Annotated in this window: 19 protein-coding genes; all 19 read left to right on the forward strand. The window is 36.5% G+C overall.

Annotated elements, in window-relative coordinates; genetic code table 11:
- Window positions 1-108: 108 nt before the first annotated feature.
- The 19 genes from JHK64_RS04855 to gap all read left to right on the forward strand — a co-directional run bounded on the left by JHK64_RS04855 (window position 109) and on the right by gap (window position 16,195).
- The gene (locus JHK64_RS04855; protein WP_199567878.1) at window positions 109-957 is read left to right on the forward strand and encodes an ABC transporter ATP-binding protein; all 849 of its coding nucleotides are present in this window, start codon (window positions 109-111) and stop codon (window positions 955-957) included.
- The gene (locus tag JHK64_RS04860; protein ID WP_199567879.1) at window positions 954-1,811 is read left to right on the forward strand and encodes an ABC transporter permease; all 858 of its coding nucleotides are present in this window, start codon (window positions 954-956) and stop codon (window positions 1,809-1,811) included. Before JHK64_RS04855 ends, JHK64_RS04860 begins: the two co-directional genes overlap by 4 nt.
- A complete protein-coding gene (locus JHK64_RS04865; protein ID WP_199567880.1) occupies window positions 1,795-2,244 on the forward strand; it encodes a LytTR family DNA-binding domain-containing protein in 450 nt (149 codons plus the stop codon). The genes JHK64_RS04860 and JHK64_RS04865 overlap by 17 nt, the downstream gene beginning before the upstream one ends.
- Window positions 2,245-2,255: 11 nt before the next feature.
- Window positions 2,256-2,654, forward strand: coding sequence for a DUF3021 domain-containing protein (locus tag JHK64_RS04870; RefSeq protein ID WP_199567881.1), 399 nt, complete (start codon window positions 2,256-2,258; stop codon window positions 2,652-2,654).
- Window positions 2,655-2,761: 107 nt separating this feature from the next.
- Window positions 2,762-2,896: a 50S ribosomal protein L34 gene (rpmH, locus tag JHK64_RS04875; RefSeq protein WP_018370325.1), complete on the forward strand. Its 135-nt coding sequence runs from the start codon at window positions 2,762-2,764 to the stop codon at window positions 2,894-2,896.
- Between the two features lie 208 nt (window positions 2,897-3,104).
- Window positions 3,105-3,878: a TatD family hydrolase gene (locus tag JHK64_RS04880; RefSeq protein ID WP_199567882.1), complete on the forward strand. Its 774-nt coding sequence runs from the start codon at window positions 3,105-3,107 to the stop codon at window positions 3,876-3,878.
- Entirely contained in the window at window positions 3,850-4,464 is a 615-nt protein-coding gene (gene rnmV / locus JHK64_RS04885) for a ribonuclease M5 (protein WP_199567962.1), read from the forward strand. Before JHK64_RS04880 ends, rnmV begins: the two co-directional genes overlap by 29 nt.
- On the forward strand, window positions 4,445-5,317 hold the full coding sequence (gene rsmA, locus JHK64_RS04890; protein WP_199567883.1) for a 16S rRNA (adenine(1518)-N(6)/adenine(1519)-N(6))-dimethyltransferase RsmA: 873 nt from the start codon (window positions 4,445-4,447) through the stop codon (window positions 5,315-5,317). Before rnmV ends, rsmA begins: the two co-directional genes overlap by 20 nt.
- A 163-nt stretch (window positions 5,318-5,480) precedes the next feature.
- Window positions 5,481-6,353, forward strand: a complete 873-nt coding sequence (gene rsgA, locus JHK64_RS04895; protein ID WP_199567884.1) for a ribosome small subunit-dependent GTPase A — start codon at window positions 5,481-5,483, stop codon at window positions 6,351-6,353.
- 7 nt (window positions 6,354-6,360) lie between these two features.
- On the forward strand, window positions 6,361-7,020 hold the full coding sequence (gene rpe / locus JHK64_RS04900; protein ID WP_199567963.1) for a ribulose-phosphate 3-epimerase: 660 nt from the start codon (window positions 6,361-6,363) through the stop codon (window positions 7,018-7,020).
- A complete protein-coding gene (locus JHK64_RS04905) occupies window positions 7,013-7,645 on the forward strand; it encodes a thiamine diphosphokinase (RefSeq protein WP_199567885.1) in 633 nt (210 codons plus the stop codon). Before rpe ends, JHK64_RS04905 begins: the two co-directional genes overlap by 8 nt.
- Window position 7,646: 1 nt before the next feature.
- Window positions 7,647-8,921, forward strand: a complete 1,275-nt coding sequence (locus JHK64_RS04910; protein WP_199567886.1) for a DNA recombination protein RmuC — start codon at window positions 7,647-7,649, stop codon at window positions 8,919-8,921.
- Entirely contained in the window at window positions 8,911-9,855 is a 945-nt protein-coding gene (locus tag JHK64_RS04915; RefSeq protein ID WP_199567887.1) for a 3'-5' exoribonuclease YhaM family protein, read from the forward strand. Before JHK64_RS04910 ends, JHK64_RS04915 begins: the two co-directional genes overlap by 11 nt.
- A 92-nt stretch (window positions 9,856-9,947) precedes the next feature.
- Window positions 9,948-10,763, forward strand: coding sequence for a pur operon repressor (purR, locus tag JHK64_RS04920; RefSeq protein WP_199567888.1), 816 nt, complete (start codon window positions 9,948-9,950; stop codon window positions 10,761-10,763).
- A 206-nt stretch (window positions 10,764-10,969) separates the two neighbouring features.
- A complete protein-coding gene (gene rpsL / locus JHK64_RS04925; RefSeq protein WP_018370315.1) occupies window positions 10,970-11,383 on the forward strand; it encodes a 30S ribosomal protein S12 in 414 nt (137 codons plus the stop codon).
- A 16-nt stretch (window positions 11,384-11,399) separates the two neighbouring features.
- On the forward strand, window positions 11,400-11,870 hold the full coding sequence (gene rpsG / locus JHK64_RS04930; protein WP_199567889.1) for a 30S ribosomal protein S7: 471 nt from the start codon (window positions 11,400-11,402) through the stop codon (window positions 11,868-11,870).
- A gap of 121 nt (window positions 11,871-11,991) precedes the next feature.
- Window positions 11,992-14,073, forward strand: a complete 2,082-nt coding sequence (gene fusA / locus JHK64_RS04935) for an elongation factor G (RefSeq protein WP_199567890.1) — start codon at window positions 11,992-11,994, stop codon at window positions 14,071-14,073.
- Between the two features lie 178 nt (window positions 14,074-14,251).
- The gene (locus JHK64_RS04940; protein WP_199567891.1) at window positions 14,252-14,905 is read left to right on the forward strand and encodes an SDR family oxidoreductase; all 654 of its coding nucleotides are present in this window, start codon (window positions 14,252-14,254) and stop codon (window positions 14,903-14,905) included.
- Between the two features lie 276 nt (window positions 14,906-15,181).
- Complete coding sequence (gene gap / locus JHK64_RS04945; protein WP_199567892.1) at window positions 15,182-16,195, forward strand: type I glyceraldehyde-3-phosphate dehydrogenase; 1,014 nt, start codon at window positions 15,182-15,184, stop codon at window positions 16,193-16,195.
- Window positions 16,196-16,223 lie beyond the last annotated feature (28 nt).

The raw sequence follows: 16,223 nt of genomic DNA on the forward strand, positions 1-16,223 counted from the left end.
TTTTAATATCTTTTTTAAACCACTTATCGCGAAAAATGGACCACTTACCTTGATTCTTGTGTCAAGGTTTTTTCTTTTTGCTATGATAAGACTGTAAGGAGAAGTACGATGCTTATCAAAACAAATCATCTCAGTAAATCGTTTGGAACAAATCAAGCACTGAAAGATCTCACCATTGAATTGCTTGAAGGAGAATTGGTCGCCTACCTAGGAACAAACGGGGCAGGAAAATCAACAACAATGAAATTATTGACTGGTCTTTTAGAGGCTAGTTCAGGTCAAATGATTAAAAAAGAAGGATTGACCGTTGGTGTTGTTTTTCAAGATAGTGTTTTAGACAGTGATTTAACTGTGGCACAAAATTTAAAAACGCGCTTTGCCTTATATCAACACAAAAATGAGCAATGGTATGACGAGTTACTTGACTTATTAGAAATAAAGCCACTTTTGTTAAAACGCTATGGTCTATTATCTGGAGGACAAAGACGTCGTGTTGATATTGCAAGAGCCCTCCTTCATCAACCAGATATTTTATTCTTAGATGAGCCGACAACGGGCTTAGATATACAAACGAGAACACTTTTGTGGCAATTTTTGAGTCGTTTGAAAGAAAAAGGATTAACCATTTTTCTAACCACTCATTATCTCGAAGAAGCTCAAGAAGCAGATAAGGTTTATATTCTGGAAGAAGGAAGACTCCTTGCTCAAGGGAAAGTCTCTGATTTGGTAGCCACTTATGCTAAAAATCGTCTCACCATTACTTGTCATCCAAAGTCTCATCATCATTTTGAAAAGGCAAGGCTGATAGAGGCAGATACTTTTGTTTTTGAAGATATGACAATAAAAGATGCTATCACTATTTTAAGTTATCACAAGGATGATATTTTTGATTTTAACTATCAAAAGGCCACTTTGAGTGACGCTTTTATGGCGCTAACCGGAAAGGAGATCAAATGATATATACTTTAATGAAACGTCACATCAGTCTTTATTTTAGTAATAAAGCGAGAGTCTTCTTTTCAATGTTAGGAGCCCTTATCGGTTATGGACTATATCTTTTATTTCTACGAGATGATCTGCTAAAATCTTTTTCTACACTAGCTGACTCTGATCAATTATTAGACTTGTGGATGATGGGAGGTGTTCTAGCAACGGCTGCTATTAGTACCACTTTATCTGCGGTTTCACGTTTTGTCTATGATAGAGAACGTCAAGTCTTTGCGGATTTATTATTAACTGAAATTGGATTATTTCGCTTGCAACTGTCTTATTTTTTAAGTGCTACGATGATTGGAATAGTGATGCAACTACTTGTTTCTCTAGTGAGTCTAGTCACTTTTTATCTCCACTATCAACTAATCTTGTCTGCTCAACAATTGATTTTATTGTTTTTAGCCATTTGTTTGACTTCTCTTGTTTGCTCGTTAATGGCCATGCTAGTACTCTATTTTATTAAAAAAAGCAGTACCTTGGAGGTTTTGGGTAATATCGTAGGAACTTTGGCTGGATTTTTAGCGGGTACTTACATTAGTATTGGTGTCTTACCAACTCTTGCTCAAAAAATTTTGAGCTACACACCCGCCCTTTACTTATCTTCCTTGTACCGTCAGATTCTTTTAGACAATCATTTTCATGGTCTTACAAAACCAATGAGAGAATTTCTTGGTATTGGAGTGAAATGGGAGCACTTGACAACTATTAGAGAAGATGCCATAGTATTAGTGATTATTGTTGTTTTTATTAGTGTTATACTGATTAGTTTAAACAAATTAGTGAAAAAGGAGGTTGTTGCAAATGGATTGTCGCTTTGAAGAAGATCGTTCAAAAAAACAGTTAGAAATTATCATCAAAAAAGCTAGCTATGATAAAGAAGTGGCTGATTTGTTTCACTATCTAGAACTTTTTTCAGACATCACACCAAATGTCATTCCGGTTAAAACAGAAGATCGCATTGTCCTCCTAAAAGTGGAAGACTTGATTTTAGTCGATGTTGACGCTACGCATCTCATTTTAGAAACTATGACAGGGACACTTCGCACAAATGACCGTCTTTATAAGTTTAAGGACCGCTTGAAAAATCCTGATTTTGTCCAAGTTTCAAAACAAAGCCTTATCAACATCAATCATTTAAATTATTTAGAAGCCAGTTTTTCAGGAAATATGACGGCTAGACTAGATAGAAATATTAGAACCATTGTTAGTCGCAGGTATTTGAAAGATTTAGAAGCGCGTTTAGGCTTATAAGGAGAAATATCATGAAAAAATATTGGAATCATTTTATTTTTGGCATAGGAATTGGGATGATTATCTACATTTTATTCCTTTTAGTGTTTAAAACACCCGTACAAACTGTTCAACAAATTATAATAACTGTTGTTTTAAGTGGCTTTATCGGCTTGGCATCACTATTTTATGAGATAGAACGCTGGTCCTTTTTACAAAAATCTCTTAGTCATTTGACGGTTGTTTTTCTTATCGTTTTTGCAATGAACTATTTTAATCATTGGGTTGATTTTGGTGCTAATTTGGGCGTTTACTTGGGTTTCATTATCCAGTTTTTCATCATTTATTTTGCCATTTCCTTTATCATGTTTTTAATTTCTAAAAAGCAGGTACAAGAAATCAATGACAAACTCAAAAAAAAGAAAGGCTAGCTTGACAAGTCCTCTCATTTATTATAGAATGGTTTAGTATGTTTAGTAACTGATCAAAGAAATAGCCGGCTAAACGAATACAAAAATCTAATGAGGAGGTATTCAAAGTGAAACGTACTTTTCAACCAAGTAAAATCCGTCGTCAACGTAAACATGGTTTCCGTCATCGTATGGCAACAAAAAACGGACGTCGCGTATTAGCAAGCCGTCGTCGTAAAGGACGCAAAGTATTGTCTGCATAATAACAGAAGATAATAAAACAAAAATCAGCGGGAACTCGAGCCTGTTGATTTTTTTGTTGAAAAACCTCTTATTTAATAGGTGAGCTAAAGAAAATAGAAAGTATGATATAATAAATAAAACCTACCCTTAGATAAATATTAAAGTAAGCGTTAGAAAGGAAGAAAATAGGTGTTCTAGCATCACTAGAAAATCACTTATTTTATAATAATGATGAAGATTTTTGACACCCATACCCATTTAAATGTTTCTCATTTTTTTAATCGTGAAGAAGAAGAGATAGCCATTGCCAAAGAATTTGGTGTGGTTAAGATGAATATCGTTGGTTTTGATCAAGAAACGATTGAAAGAAGTCTTGAACTTTCTCAAAAATACCCCAATTTATACTCAACCATTGGGTGGCATCCCACAGAAGCAGGCACTTACACAGATGAGGTGGAAGCTTTTATCAAGTCTCATTTGTCAGATGAAAAAGTGGTCGCTGTTGGTGAGATTGGTCTTGATTACCACTGGATGACAGCATCAAAAGAAGTTCAAAAAACCGTTTTTAAACGTCAACTCAAGCTTGCTAAAGACCATGAGTTGCCTTTTGTTATTCACACAAGAGACGCTCTAGAAGACACTTATCAGGTTTTGAAAGAAGAAGGTGTTGGAGAAAATGGAGGCATTATGCACTCTTATTCAGGTTCATTAGAAATGGCTGAAAAATTGATTGCTCTCGGGATGATGATTTCGTTTTCAGGTGTTGTTACCTTTAAAAAAGCCTTAGAGGTTCAAGAAACAGCTAAAAATATCCCCTTAGATAAATTATTGGTTGAGACAGATGCCCCTTATCTAGCCCCTGTTCCAAAAAGAGGTCGTGAAAACAAGCCAGCCTATACACGTTATGTTGTTGAGAAAATTGCTGAATTAAGAGGAATATCAGTGGAAGAAGTGGCAGATGCCTCTTATCAAAATGCAAAAAGGATATTTAAACTTGACTAAGAAAATTAAGATACAAGAAGTTGTTGTGGTTGAAGGTAAGGATGATACGACCAATCTGAGACGTTTTTATGACGTGGATACCTATGAAACGAAAGGGTCTGCCCTAACAGAAGACGATATTGAAAGGATTGAACGCTTGCATCACTTGCGAGGAGTGATTGTGTTTACCGATCCAGATTATAGTGGTGAGCGAATTAGAAAAAGGCTTATGACTGCTATACCAACTCTTAAGCATGCCTTTTTAAATCAAAATGAAGCAAGACCCAAATCTAAAACCAAAGGGCGTTCGCTTGGTGTGGAGCATGCTAGCTTTGAAGACCTTGAAAAAGCATTAAAAGGTGTGACACAGTCATTTGATGATGACAATCAGTTTGACATTAAAAGATCAGACCTTGTTCGTCTTCGATTAATCTTATCTGAGGATAGTCGCAGACGTAGAGAATTTCTCGGGCAAGAGTTACGTATTGGCTATAGTAACGGCAAACAACTATTAAATCGATTAGAACTTTTCGGCATTTTATTAAAAGATGTGGAAGAGTCGATGACAAAGTATGAGAAGGAAGAACATGAGAATAGCAGATTATAGTGTGACAAGAGCCATTTTAGAGAGATATGGTTTTACTTTTAAGAAATCATTTGGTCAAAATTTTTTAACCGATACTAATATTCTTCAAAAAATCGTTGCAACAGCAGAGATTGATGACAACGTTAATGTCATTGAAATTGGTCCAGGAATTGGTGCGCTAACTGAGTTTTTAGCTGAAAGTGCGGCAGAAGTGATGGCTTTTGAGATTGATGAGCGTCTAGTTCCCATCCTATCAGATACGCTAAGAGATTTTGATAATGTGACTATTATTAATGAAGATATTTTAAAAACAGATTTAGCCACTCATATCAAACACTTTAAAAATCCCAATCTTCCCATTAAAGTTGTAGCTAATTTACCCTACTACATCACAACCCCAATTCTCATGCATTTGATTGCTAGTAAAATCCCTTTTAGCGAGTTTGTCGTCATGATGCAAAAAGAAGTGGCTGATCGGATTTCAGCTCAACCAAACACCAAGGCTTATGGGAGTTTATCTATAGCAGTCCAATATTATATGACAGCCAAAGTTGCTTTTATTGTCCCGAGAACAGTTTTTGTTCCTGCACCAAACGTTGACTCTGCCATTTTAAAAATGGTTAGACGTCCAGAACCGTTGGTGTCTGTTTTAGATGAGGACTTCTTTTTCAAGGTGACCAAAGCTAGCTTTGTGCATCGTAGGAAAACCCTTTGGAATAATTTAACTAACTATTTTGGTAAAAGTGAAGCTGTTAAAGACGCGCTAGAAAAGGCGCTGACTGATGCTGACATTTCTTCAAAGATTAGAGGAGAAGCATTGAGTATCAGAGAATTTGCTAGCTTAGCTGATCAGCTAAAACATCACGGACTTTAAATTCAAGACGATTACGAATAATAAGAAAAGTAAAGCATTTGTCTATTGGATGTTTATTTAATAGGCGATGCTTTTTGATTTTTTAAAGAGATATTCCTTATTGAGAATGGCTACAAATTGAGTTTTTTGATATAATGAAGGTATTACTTTTAAAGGAGTTCACTTGGAAGGAAAAATTATAAAAGCTCTTGCAGGTTTTTACTATGTTGAGTCAGATGGACAAGTGTATCAAACGAGAGCACGTGGTAATTTTCGCAAGAAAGGCCAAACACCCTATGTTGGGGACAGAGTGGTTTTTTCAGCCGAAGAAAATTCTGAAGGCTATATCTTAGAGATTTTGGAACGAAAAAATGCTCTTGTTAGACCACCCATTGTTAACATTGATCAAGCAGTTGTTATCATGAGCGCCAAAGAACCAGATTTCAATCATAATCTCTTAGATCGTTTTTTGGTTTTACTAGAACACAAAAAAATCAAACCAATTATTTATATCACAAAACTTGATTTACTATCAGACATGTCTGAAATGGCTATTGTGCGTGCTGAGTATCAAAAAATCGGTTATCCTTTTTTATATACGTTAGAGGAGTTGTTGCCTCTACTAAAAGATAAAATCACTGTTTTTATGGGACAAACAGGAGTAGGTAAATCAACACTTCTTAATAAAATGGCTCCCGACTTGGCACTTGAAACGGGTGAAATTTCTGACAGTTTAGGAAGAGGTAAACACACCACAAGATCGGTTAGTTTTTATGACCTTAATGGTGGTAAAATTGCTGACACGCCAGGATTTAGCTCACTTGATTATGAAATTACAACTAGTGAAGATCTCAATAAAGCCTTTCCAGAAATCTATCAACTCAGTCAAACCTGTAAATTTAGAAGTTGCACACATACTCACGAACCAAGTTGTTCAGTAAAAGATGCTTTAGCAAGCGGAGAGTTATGGCAAAAACGTTATGATACTTATCTGCAACTGCTAAGTGAAATTCAAAATCGTCGCGAAACATATAAAAAAACCATTAAAAGAAAGTAGGTCACCCATCGTGAAATATAAAATTGCCCCATCAATCTTATCTGCTGATTATGCTAATTTTGCTTCTGAATTAAGACGAATTGAAGAAACTGATGTAGAGTATGTCCATATTGATATCATGGATGGCCAATTCGTTCCTAATATCACCTTTGGAGCAGGTGTTGTCGCAAGCATGCGTCAACATAGCAAACTATTTTTTGATTGTCATTTGATGATTGTTAATCCTGAACGTTACGTTGAAGAGTTTGCCCAAGCAGGAGCAGACATGATGACGATTCATGTAGAAAGTACCCCACATATCCACGGTGCGCTACAAAAAATTAAAGCAGCTGGCATGAAAGCAGGTGTCGTGATAAACCCAGGAACACCTGTTGAGATGGTTGAATCAGTTTTAGAACTCGTTGATCAAGTGCTTGTCATGACCGTTAATCCTGGTTTTGGTGGTCAAGCCTTTATTCCTGAAATGATGAGTAAGGTTGAAAAAGTGGCTGCACTAAGAGAAGCAAAAGGTTTAGCCTTTGATATTGAAGTGGATGGTGGTATTGACCATGAGACCATTAAGTTAGCAAAAAAAGCTGGTGCTAATGTTTTCGTTGCAGGTTCTTATCTTTTTAAAGATGATTTCAAGGCACGTGTTGCAGCTTTACGTGAGGCTTTAAATGATTAATATTGCTTTATTTACAGGAGGAGTTCTTGATACCTGGCAAGGGAACTTTGATTTCTATGTTGGTGTTGACCGTGGCAGTTTGTTTCTACTGGAACAAAACCTTCCTTTGAACATGGCAATTGGAGACTTTGATTCTGTCAGTGAGACAGAGTTTGAGCGCATTAAAAAGCAAGCTCAAAAACTTTATCTTGCTAAACCAGAAAAAAATGATACCGATACAGAAATGGCTTTGAAAATCATTTTCAAAACCTATCCCAAGGCTCATGTGACCGTTTTTGGTGCTCTTGGTGGTCGGATTGACCATGAGATGAGTAATCTATTTTTACCAAGTGATCCTGATCTTTATCCTTTAATGACGCAAATCACTCTATGTGATGCCCAAAACAATATCCGTTTTTATCCCAAGGGTGAGCATCTTGTTGAAAAAATTCCTAATATGACTTATGTCTCATTTATGACAAATGACGATAGCGAGCTCACGATTACAGGGGCAAAATACGAATTAACCAAGCAAACTTTTTTTAAAAAACAAATTTACACCAGTAATGAATTTATCAATCAACCGATTACAATTGATGTCTCATCAGGCTATGCTATTGTGATTCAGTCTAAAGATAGGAGTTAGTATGCTAATCATTAGTATCGTTCTGATTTTTTTAAGTCTAATTGTTATTCTGTTAAGCTATCTCAAGATTAGCCAGTTGGAAAAACAGTTGACAAAAACAGTTAATCAGCAACTTGAACACTTTTCTGAGCAGTTGTCCTATCAGATGGAGATGACCAATAAAAATCAATTGATTGACCATCAAGCACAACTCAATCACTTACAGACGGATTTGTACCAGCAATTAAATGAGATGCGAGATGTTCTTCACCAAAATCTAACAGCCAATCGAGATAGTTCAGATAAACGTTTAGAACAAATCACGTTATCTCTTGGTCAATCTGTAAAAGACATGCAAACATCCAACGAAAAACGTTTGGAAGAGATGCGACAAACTGTGGAAGAAAAATTAGAAAAAACTTTACATAGTCGCCTTAAAACGTCATTTGAGTCTGTTTCTAGACAACTTGAAAGTGTTAATAAAGGGTTAGGAGAAATGAAGACGGTGGCGCGTGATGTCGGCACTCTCAATAAAGTCTTATCTAATACCAAAACAAGAGGTATTTTAGGAGAACTGCAACTAGGTCAAATCATTGAAGATATCATGACAGAAAATCAATATGAAAGAGAATTTTCGACCGTTAAAGGCTCTAATGACCGCGTTGAGTATGCTATCAAACTGCCGGGTAATCAGCAAGGAGAATATGTCTATCTGCCTGTTGACTCAAAGTTCCCTCTAGAAGATTATTATCGTCTTGAAGATGCCTACGAATCAGGAGACAAAGAACTCATAGAGCGTTATAGAAAATCACTTTTGATGAGTATCAAACGTTTTGCCAAGGATATTAAACAAAAATACCTTAATCCACCACAAACAACCAATTTTGCTATTATGTTTTTACCAACTGAGGGCCTCTACTCAGAAGTGGTGCGTCATGCCAGCTTTTTTGATAGTTTAAGAAGAGACGAAAATATTGTCGTGGCAGGTCCATCAACCTTATCAGCCATTTTAAATTCACTGTCTGTTGGCTTTAAAACGCTCAACATTCAAAAAAATGCCGATGATATTAGTAAGGTTTTGGGCAACGTCAAATCTGAATTTGGTAAATTTGGTGGTCTCTTACAGACAGCTCAAAAACAATTGAACCAAGCTAGCAATAATATTGATAAATTATTAACCACAAGAAGTCATGCGATTGACCGTGCGCTTAGAAATATTGAACTCTATGAAGATGATTACACACGATCACTTCTCCAAACGCCGTTCTTAGAAAATGAGGAAGACAATGAAAATTAATCAGATGAAAAAAGATGAGTTATTTGAAGGCTTTTACTTGATTAAATCAGCAGAACTTCGAAAAACCCGTGCAGGTAAAGACTTTATCGCTATGACTTTTCAAGATGATACGGGTGAAATTAATGGTAATCTTTGGGACGCTCAACCCTATAATGTTGATGAGTTTGTTGCAGGAAAGGTTGTCCACATGACTGGACGCCGTGAAGTTTATAACGGTTCACCTCAAGTTAATCAAATTACCCTTAGAAATGTCCGTCACGGGGAACCAAATAATCCAAGTGACTTCAAACCAAAATCAGATATTGATCTAGAAGATGTTAAGGATTATTTAGAACAGATGATGTTCAAGATTGAAAATGCGACTTGGCAAAGGATTGTTCGTGCTCTTTATCGTAAATTTGATAAGGAATTTTTCACTTTTCCAGCAGCAAAAACCAATCATCATGCTTTTGAGTCCGGTCTTGCCTATCACACAGCAACTATGGTTCGTTTAGCAGATGCGATTGGCGATATTTACCCAGCACTTAATAAAAGCTTACTCTTTGCAGGTGTTATGCTACACGACTTAGCAAAAGTCATCGAGTTAACCGGTTCAGAAAATACGCAATACACCATAAGAGGGAACCTTATCGGTCATATCGCTCTTATTGATGAGGAAATCACAAAAGTCATTAATGAATTAGGGATTGATGATAGTAAAGAAGAGGTTACCGTTTTAAGACATCTTATTTTAAGTCATCACGGACAATTAGAATACGGTAGCCCTGTTCGTCCAAAAATTATGGAAGCTGAAATCCTTCACTTTATTGATAATATCGATGCAGAAATGATGATGATGACAACCGCTCTAAAAAGTGTGGGACCTGGTGAGATGACCAATAAAATCTTCGCCATGGACAATCGTTCCTTCTATAAACCTCGTTTTGAATCATAAATCACGAAAAATGAGCCTTTTTTTAGAGAAAAGGTTCGTTTTTTCTTAATCCTATGATATAATATAACAAATAAACACTTGAGGTTGAAAAGATGAAGTTACGTCGTAGTGAACGCATGGTAGTTATTTCTAACTACTTAATTAATAATCCTTATAAGATAACGAGTTTGAGTACTTTTTCTGAGAAATACGAATCTGCCAAGTCATCCATTTCTGAAGATATTGCTATCATTAAAAAAGCCTTTGAAGAAAGTGCTATTGGTAAGATCGATACCATTACCGGTGCTAACGGTGGTGTTATTTTCACACCAACTATTTCAGAAAAAGAAGCGCGTTTAATCACTGAAGAATTATCGACTAGTCTTTCAAATAGTGATCGTATCCTTCCGGGTGGTTATATTTACTTATCGGATTTACTAAGCACACCTGAAATTCTAAGAAACATTGGACGTATCATTGCTGATGCGTTTAAAGAAGAAAAGATAGATGTGGTAATGACAGTAGCAACCAAAGGTGTTCCTTTAGCAAATGCTGTTGCTAATGTTTTAAATGTACCATTTGTCATTGTTAGACGCGATTTAAAAATTACTGAAGGTTCTACGGTGAGTGTCAACTATGCGAGTGGGTCAAGTGATCGTATTGAAAAAATGTTTCTTTCAAAACGGAGTTTAAAACCAAACAGTAAAGTATTAATCGTTGATGACTTTTTAAAGGGTGGTGGGACCATCTCTGGAATGATTAGTCTACTAAAAGAGTTTGAAAGTACTTTGGTTGGCGTGGCCGTCTTTGCAGATAATAATCAACAAAAGCACTACCAATTTGATTACAAATCTCTCTTGCACATTTCTAAAATTGATATTGACAATCAGATAATAGATGTGGAATTGGGTAATCTATTTAATAACTAAAAGGATTTCCTTTGGGAATCCTTTTTCTTTATAAAATCATTGACAAAATAGCTATTCTTGTGTTACCATATAAGACGGTACTTTTTACTTTTGGTCTCTCAAAAGTGTACAGAGACGTGCTGACAAATGTTGCAAAAGTACACCAAGATTAAGGATGTCACCAATCGCTTAATCAACCAAAAATAAAAAAATACAGGAGAATGTAGATGCCTACAATTAATCAGTTGGTACGTAAACCACGTAAATCTAAAGTAGAAAAATCTGACTCACCAGCTTTGAACATTGGTTATAATAGTCATAAAAAAGTTCAAACCAAATTGTCATCACCTCAAAAACGTGGTGTTGCAACTCGTGTTGGAACAATGACACCAAAAAAACCTAACTCAGCTCTTCGTAAATTTGCTCGTGTACGTTTAAGTAACCTTATCGAAGTAACTGCATATATTCCAGGAATCGGTCACAACTTACAAGAACACAGTGTTGTGCTTATTCGTGGTGGACGTGTAAAAGACCTTCCAGGGGTACGTTACCATATCGTTCGTGGAGCACTTGATACTGCAGGTGTTACTGATCGTAAACAAGGCCGTTCTAAATACGGTACTAAGCGTCCAAAAGGCTAAGAAGGGAGAATAAGAAATGAGTCGTAAAAACCAAGCGCCTAAGCGCGAAGTATTACCAGATCCATTGTACCACTCAAAACTTGTAACACGTCTTATCAACCGCGTCATGCTTGATGGAAAACGTGGAACAGCTTCAAATATTGTTTATGGTGCATTTGATCAAATTAAAGAAGCAACTGGAACAGATGCTAATGAAGTATTTGAAACAGCTATGGAAAATATTATGCCTGTACTTGAAGTACGTGCACGTCGTGTTGGTGGTTCTAACTACCAAGTACCTGTTGAAGTACGTCCAGAACGTCGTACAACATTAGGTCTTCGTTGGTTAGTTAATGCATCACGTTTACGTGGTGAACACACTATGCAAGATCGTCTTGCTAAAGAAATTATGGATGCAGCAAATAACACTGGTGCCTCAGTTAAAAAACGTGAAGACACTCACAAAATGGCTGAAGCAAACCGTGCATTCGCTCACTTCCGTTGGTAATCTTAGCTGGCATATCACCATATATCCATTAAGACTAAAAAACGGGTAGGTCCTGCCTATCCGTCTTTTCTAAATAATGATATAATAAGAATAGAAAAAAATAAAATAGGAGACTAAATTAATGGCTCGCGAATTTTCATTAGAAAAAACACGTAATATCGGTATCATGGCTCACGTTGATGCTGGTAAAACAACAACAACAGAGCGTATCCTTTACTACACTGGTAAAATCCATAAAATCGGTGAAACTCATGAAGGTGCCTCACAAATGGACTGGATGGAACAAGAGCAAGAGCGTGGAATCACAATCACTTCTGCGGCAACAACTGCTCAATGGAAAAACCACCGTGTTAACATTATCGACACACCAGGACACGTGGACTTCACCATTGAAGTGCAACGTTCTCTTCGTGTTCTTGACGGTGCGGTAACCGTTCTTGACTCACAATCAGGTGTAGAACCTCAAACAGAAACAGTTTGGCGTCAAGCAACTGAATATAAAGTTCCTCGTATTGTATTTGCTAACAAAATGGATAAAGTGGGAGCTGACTTCCTTTACTCAGTAAGTACACTCCATGATCGTTTACAAGCTAATGCTCACCCAATTCAATTACCTATTGGTGCAGAAGATGACTTTGTTGGTATTATCGACCTTGTTACGATGAAGGCTGAGATTTACACTAATGACTTGGGAACTGATATTCGTGAAGAAGAAATTCCAGAAGAATATCTTGAATTAGCACAAGAATGGCGTGAAAAATTAGTTGAAGCGGTTGCTGAAACTGATGAAGACTTAACCATGAAATACCTTGAAGGTGAAGAAATCACTGAAGCTGAATTAAAAGCTGGTATCCGTAAAGCAACAATCAATGTTGAATTTTACCCAGTACTTTGTGGTTCAGCCTTCAAAAACAAAGGTGTTCAATTGATGCTTGATGCGGTTATTGATTACCTTCCAAGTCCAGTTGATATTCCTGCCATTAAAGGGATTGATCCTGATACTGAAGAAGAAACAACTCGTCCAGCTTCAGATGACGCACCATTTGCTGCACTTGCCTTCAAGATCATGACAGACCCATTTGTTGGACGTTTATCATTCTTCCGTGTGTATTCAGGTGTCCTTAACAGTGGTTCATATGTTATGAATACAACTAAAGGTAAACGCGAACGTATTGGTCGTATCCTTCAAATGCATGCGAACAGCCGTCAAGAAATTGAAACAGTTTACGCTGGTGATATCGCTGCTGCAGTTGGTCTTAAAGACACAACAACAGGTGATTCATTAACAGATGAAAAAGCAAAAGTTATTCTTGAGTCTATTGAAGTACCAGAACCAGTTATCCAATTGATGGTTGAACCTAAGTCTAAAGCTGACCAAGATAAGATGGGTATTGCCCTTCAAAAATTAGCAGAAGAAGATCCAACTTTCCGTGTTGAAACTAACCCTGAAACAGGTGAAACTGTTATCTCTGGTATGGGAGAACTTCACTTGGATGTCCTTGTTGACCGTATGCGTCGTGAATTCAAAGTAGAAGCTAACGTTGGTGCTCCTCAAGTATCATATCGTGAAACATTCCGTGCTTCAACGCAAGCACGTGGATTCTTCAAACGCCAATCTGGTGGTAAAGGACAATTCGGTGATGTTTGGATTGAATTTACACCAAATGAAGAAGGTAAAGGCTTCGAATTTGAAAATGCTATCGTCGGTGGTGTGGTTCCTCGTGAATTTGTTCCTGCCGTTGAAAAAGGATTGATTGAATCTATGGCTAACGGTGTTCTTGCTGGTTACCCTATGGTTGACGTTAAAGCAAAACTTTATGACGGTTCTTACCATGATGTCGACTCATCTGAAACAGCCTTCAAGATTGCAGCATCACTTGCTTTAAGAGAAGCAGCTAAGTCAGCTCAACCAGTTATTCTTGAGCCAATGATGTTAGTAACTATTACAGCTCCAGAAGAAAATCTTGGGGATGTTATGGGACACGTGACAGCTCGTCGTGGACGTGTTGATGGTATGGAAGCACATGGAACAAGCCAAATTGTTCGTGCTTATGTCCCACTTGCTGAGATGTTTGGATATGCAACTATCCTTCGTTCTGCAACTCAAGGACGTGGAACATTCATGATGGTATTTGACCACTATGAAGATGTGCCTAAATCAGTTCAAGAAGAAATTATTAAGAAAAATGGTGGCAATGCTTAATAGCATTCACTAAAAGGTTTACTTCGGTAAACCTTTTTTTGATATAGGATTAAAGACTCAGATAAAAGACATCATAGAGATTGCTAAGAGACTGATGAGAGTGAGAGCATTTTTTATGACAAGCGATAAAAAAAGGAATATAATGCCTCTATAATAAAAGTTAAAGGAGGATTTTCCTATGACACATAGTTTAATTTTTGGTGCTAGTGGCTTTTTAGGACAATCAGTGGTAAAAGAATTATTAAAAAAAGATATCAAAGTAACAGCTGTAACAAGAGCTGTTGATCCTGATAATACAGAGCGTTTTAACTCTCAAGTTAACTGGGTAGAAGCAGACTTATATAATAGTAAAGAGTGGCAACACCTATTAGAAGATGTTGATGTGGTAATTGATTTAGTAGGTATTTATGCTGAAGATCCTGAAAAAGGAATCACTTTTGATCGTGTCATCTATCAATCAGCAAAAGCTATTGCTGATGAGGTCGCTAAAAGTGATGTTTCTCGCTTTATCTATGTTTCGGTTGATTTATCTAATGAAAACAATCCAAAAGACTATCTCAAAGCTAAGAGAGAGTCAGAAAATTATTTGACGCAACAATCATTTGAAACTACCATTTTCCGTCCAGGATTAATGTATGGTCCTTTAAAACCAAGCACAGTTAAATTGGCTGAAAAAATCTTAAAAAAACTTGATAAAAATAGTCCTTCATGGTCAAGCAGACCACTTTCAGTGGAAACAGTTGCAAAAGCCATTGCTTTAGTGGTTAGTGAAGGTAGCAAGCATTCTATTTATGAGATTGATATTATTGATGGAATGATTAAAGATAAATGATTTCAATTCATTATAAAAAGATTATCATAACATAAAAAATCAACTTTTCATCAATGTTAAAAACGTCCAGATACTTGTTAATACTGCTTTTTCCGACACTGTCATAGATGAATCTATCAAACGATCTAGATTTTAATTAGTTGCATTTTTTACCAAATAAGTATATAATAAATAGTCGAAAGGTATTTGTGTAGGAACACAAGTTAATCTTTTCACAAATTAGAGAAAATTGTTCTCTAAAATAATAATTTGATTTTCATAAGGAGGAAATCTTTAATGGTAGTTAAAGTTGGTATTAACGGATTTGGACGTATCGGACGTCTTGCATTTCGTCGTATTCAAAATGTAGAAGGTATTGAAGTAGCTCGTATTAACGACCTTACTGACCCTAAAATGCTTGCTCATCTATTAAAATATGACACAACTCAAGGTCGTTTTGATGGTGACGTTGAAGTTAAAGAAGATGGCTTTACAGTTAACGGAAAATTTGTAAAAGTTTCTGCTGAAAGCAATCCAGAAAACATTGATTGGGCTAACGATGGTGTTGAAATCGTTCTTGAAGCAACTGGATTCTTTGCAAGCAAAGCTGGCGCTGAAAAACATTTGCATGAAAATGGTGCTAAAAAAGTTGTTATCACAGCTCCTGGTGGAAACGATGTTAAAACAATCGTATTTAACACAAACCATGATGTTTTAGATGGTAGTGAAACAGTTATTTCTGGTGCTTCATGTACTACAAACTGTTTAGCACCAATGGCAGCAGCTTTGAATGACGCTTTTGGTGTTAAAGTTGGTACTATGACAACAATCCATGCTTACACTGGTGACCAAATGACTCTTGATGGTCCACACCGTAAAGGTGACTTCCGTCGTGCACGTGCAGCTGCTGAAAACATTGTACCTAACTCAACAGGTGCTGCTAAAGCTATTGGTTTAGTTATCCCAGAATTAAATGGTAAACTTCAAGGACATGCACAACGTGTTCCTGTACCAGTTGGTTCATTAACAGAACTTGTTACAATCTTAGATAAAAAAGTAACTGTTGAAGAAGTAAACAAAGCAATGGAAGCTGTAGCAAACGAAAGTTATGGCTACACTGAAGATGAAATTGTTTCATCAGATATCATTGGTATGACTTATGGTTCATTGTTTGATGCTACTCAAACTGAAGTAACTGAGTCTGCTGATGGACAACAATTAGTTAAAACAGTTTCATGGTACGACAATGAAATGTCTTACACTGCACAACTTGTTCGTACTCTTGAGTACTTTGCAAAATTGTCTAAATAAGCTTAAATAAGAGAGATGCATAAAGCAT

Source organism: Streptococcus zalophi, assembly GCF_016481285.1.
In the GTDB taxonomy this organism is placed as follows: Bacteria; Bacillota; Bacilli; order Lactobacillales; family Streptococcaceae; genus Streptococcus; species Streptococcus zalophi.

Coding starts and splice junctions, on each gene's coding strand:
- JHK64_RS04870 (WP_199567881.1), top strand. CDS start 2,256: ATGAAAAAATATTGGAATCATTTTATTTTTGGCATAGGAATTGGGATG.
- JHK64_RS04905 (WP_199567885.1), top strand. CDS start 7,013: ATGATTAATATTGCTTTATTTACAGGAGGAGTTCTTGATACCTGGCAA.
- rpsG (WP_199567889.1), top strand. CDS start 11,400: ATGAGTCGTAAAAACCAAGCGCCTAAGCGCGAAGTATTACCAGATCCA.
- rnmV (WP_199567962.1), top strand. CDS start 3,850: ATGCAAAAAGGATATTTAAACTTGACTAAGAAAATTAAGATACAAGAA.
- purR (WP_199567888.1), top strand. CDS start 9,948: ATGAAGTTACGTCGTAGTGAACGCATGGTAGTTATTTCTAACTACTTA.
- gap (WP_199567892.1), top strand. CDS start 15,182: ATGGTAGTTAAAGTTGGTATTAACGGATTTGGACGTATCGGACGTCTT.
- fusA (WP_199567890.1), top strand. CDS start 11,992: ATGGCTCGCGAATTTTCATTAGAAAAAACACGTAATATCGGTATCATG.
- JHK64_RS04880 (WP_199567882.1), top strand. CDS start 3,105: ATGATGAAGATTTTTGACACCCATACCCATTTAAATGTTTCTCATTTT.
- rpsL (WP_018370315.1), top strand. CDS start 10,970: ATGCCTACAATTAATCAGTTGGTACGTAAACCACGTAAATCTAAAGTA.
- JHK64_RS04860 (WP_199567879.1), top strand. CDS start 954: ATGATATATACTTTAATGAAACGTCACATCAGTCTTTATTTTAGTAAT.
- JHK64_RS04855 (WP_199567878.1), top strand. CDS start 109: ATGCTTATCAAAACAAATCATCTCAGTAAATCGTTTGGAACAAATCAA.
- JHK64_RS04865 (WP_199567880.1), top strand. CDS start 1,795: ATGGATTGTCGCTTTGAAGAAGATCGTTCAAAAAAACAGTTAGAAATT.
- rsmA (WP_199567883.1), top strand. CDS start 4,445: ATGAGAATAGCAGATTATAGTGTGACAAGAGCCATTTTAGAGAGATAT.
- JHK64_RS04940 (WP_199567891.1), top strand. CDS start 14,252: ATGACACATAGTTTAATTTTTGGTGCTAGTGGCTTTTTAGGACAATCA.
- JHK64_RS04915 (WP_199567887.1), top strand. CDS start 8,911: ATGAAAATTAATCAGATGAAAAAAGATGAGTTATTTGAAGGCTTTTAC.
- JHK64_RS04910 (WP_199567886.1), top strand. CDS start 7,647: ATGCTAATCATTAGTATCGTTCTGATTTTTTTAAGTCTAATTGTTATT.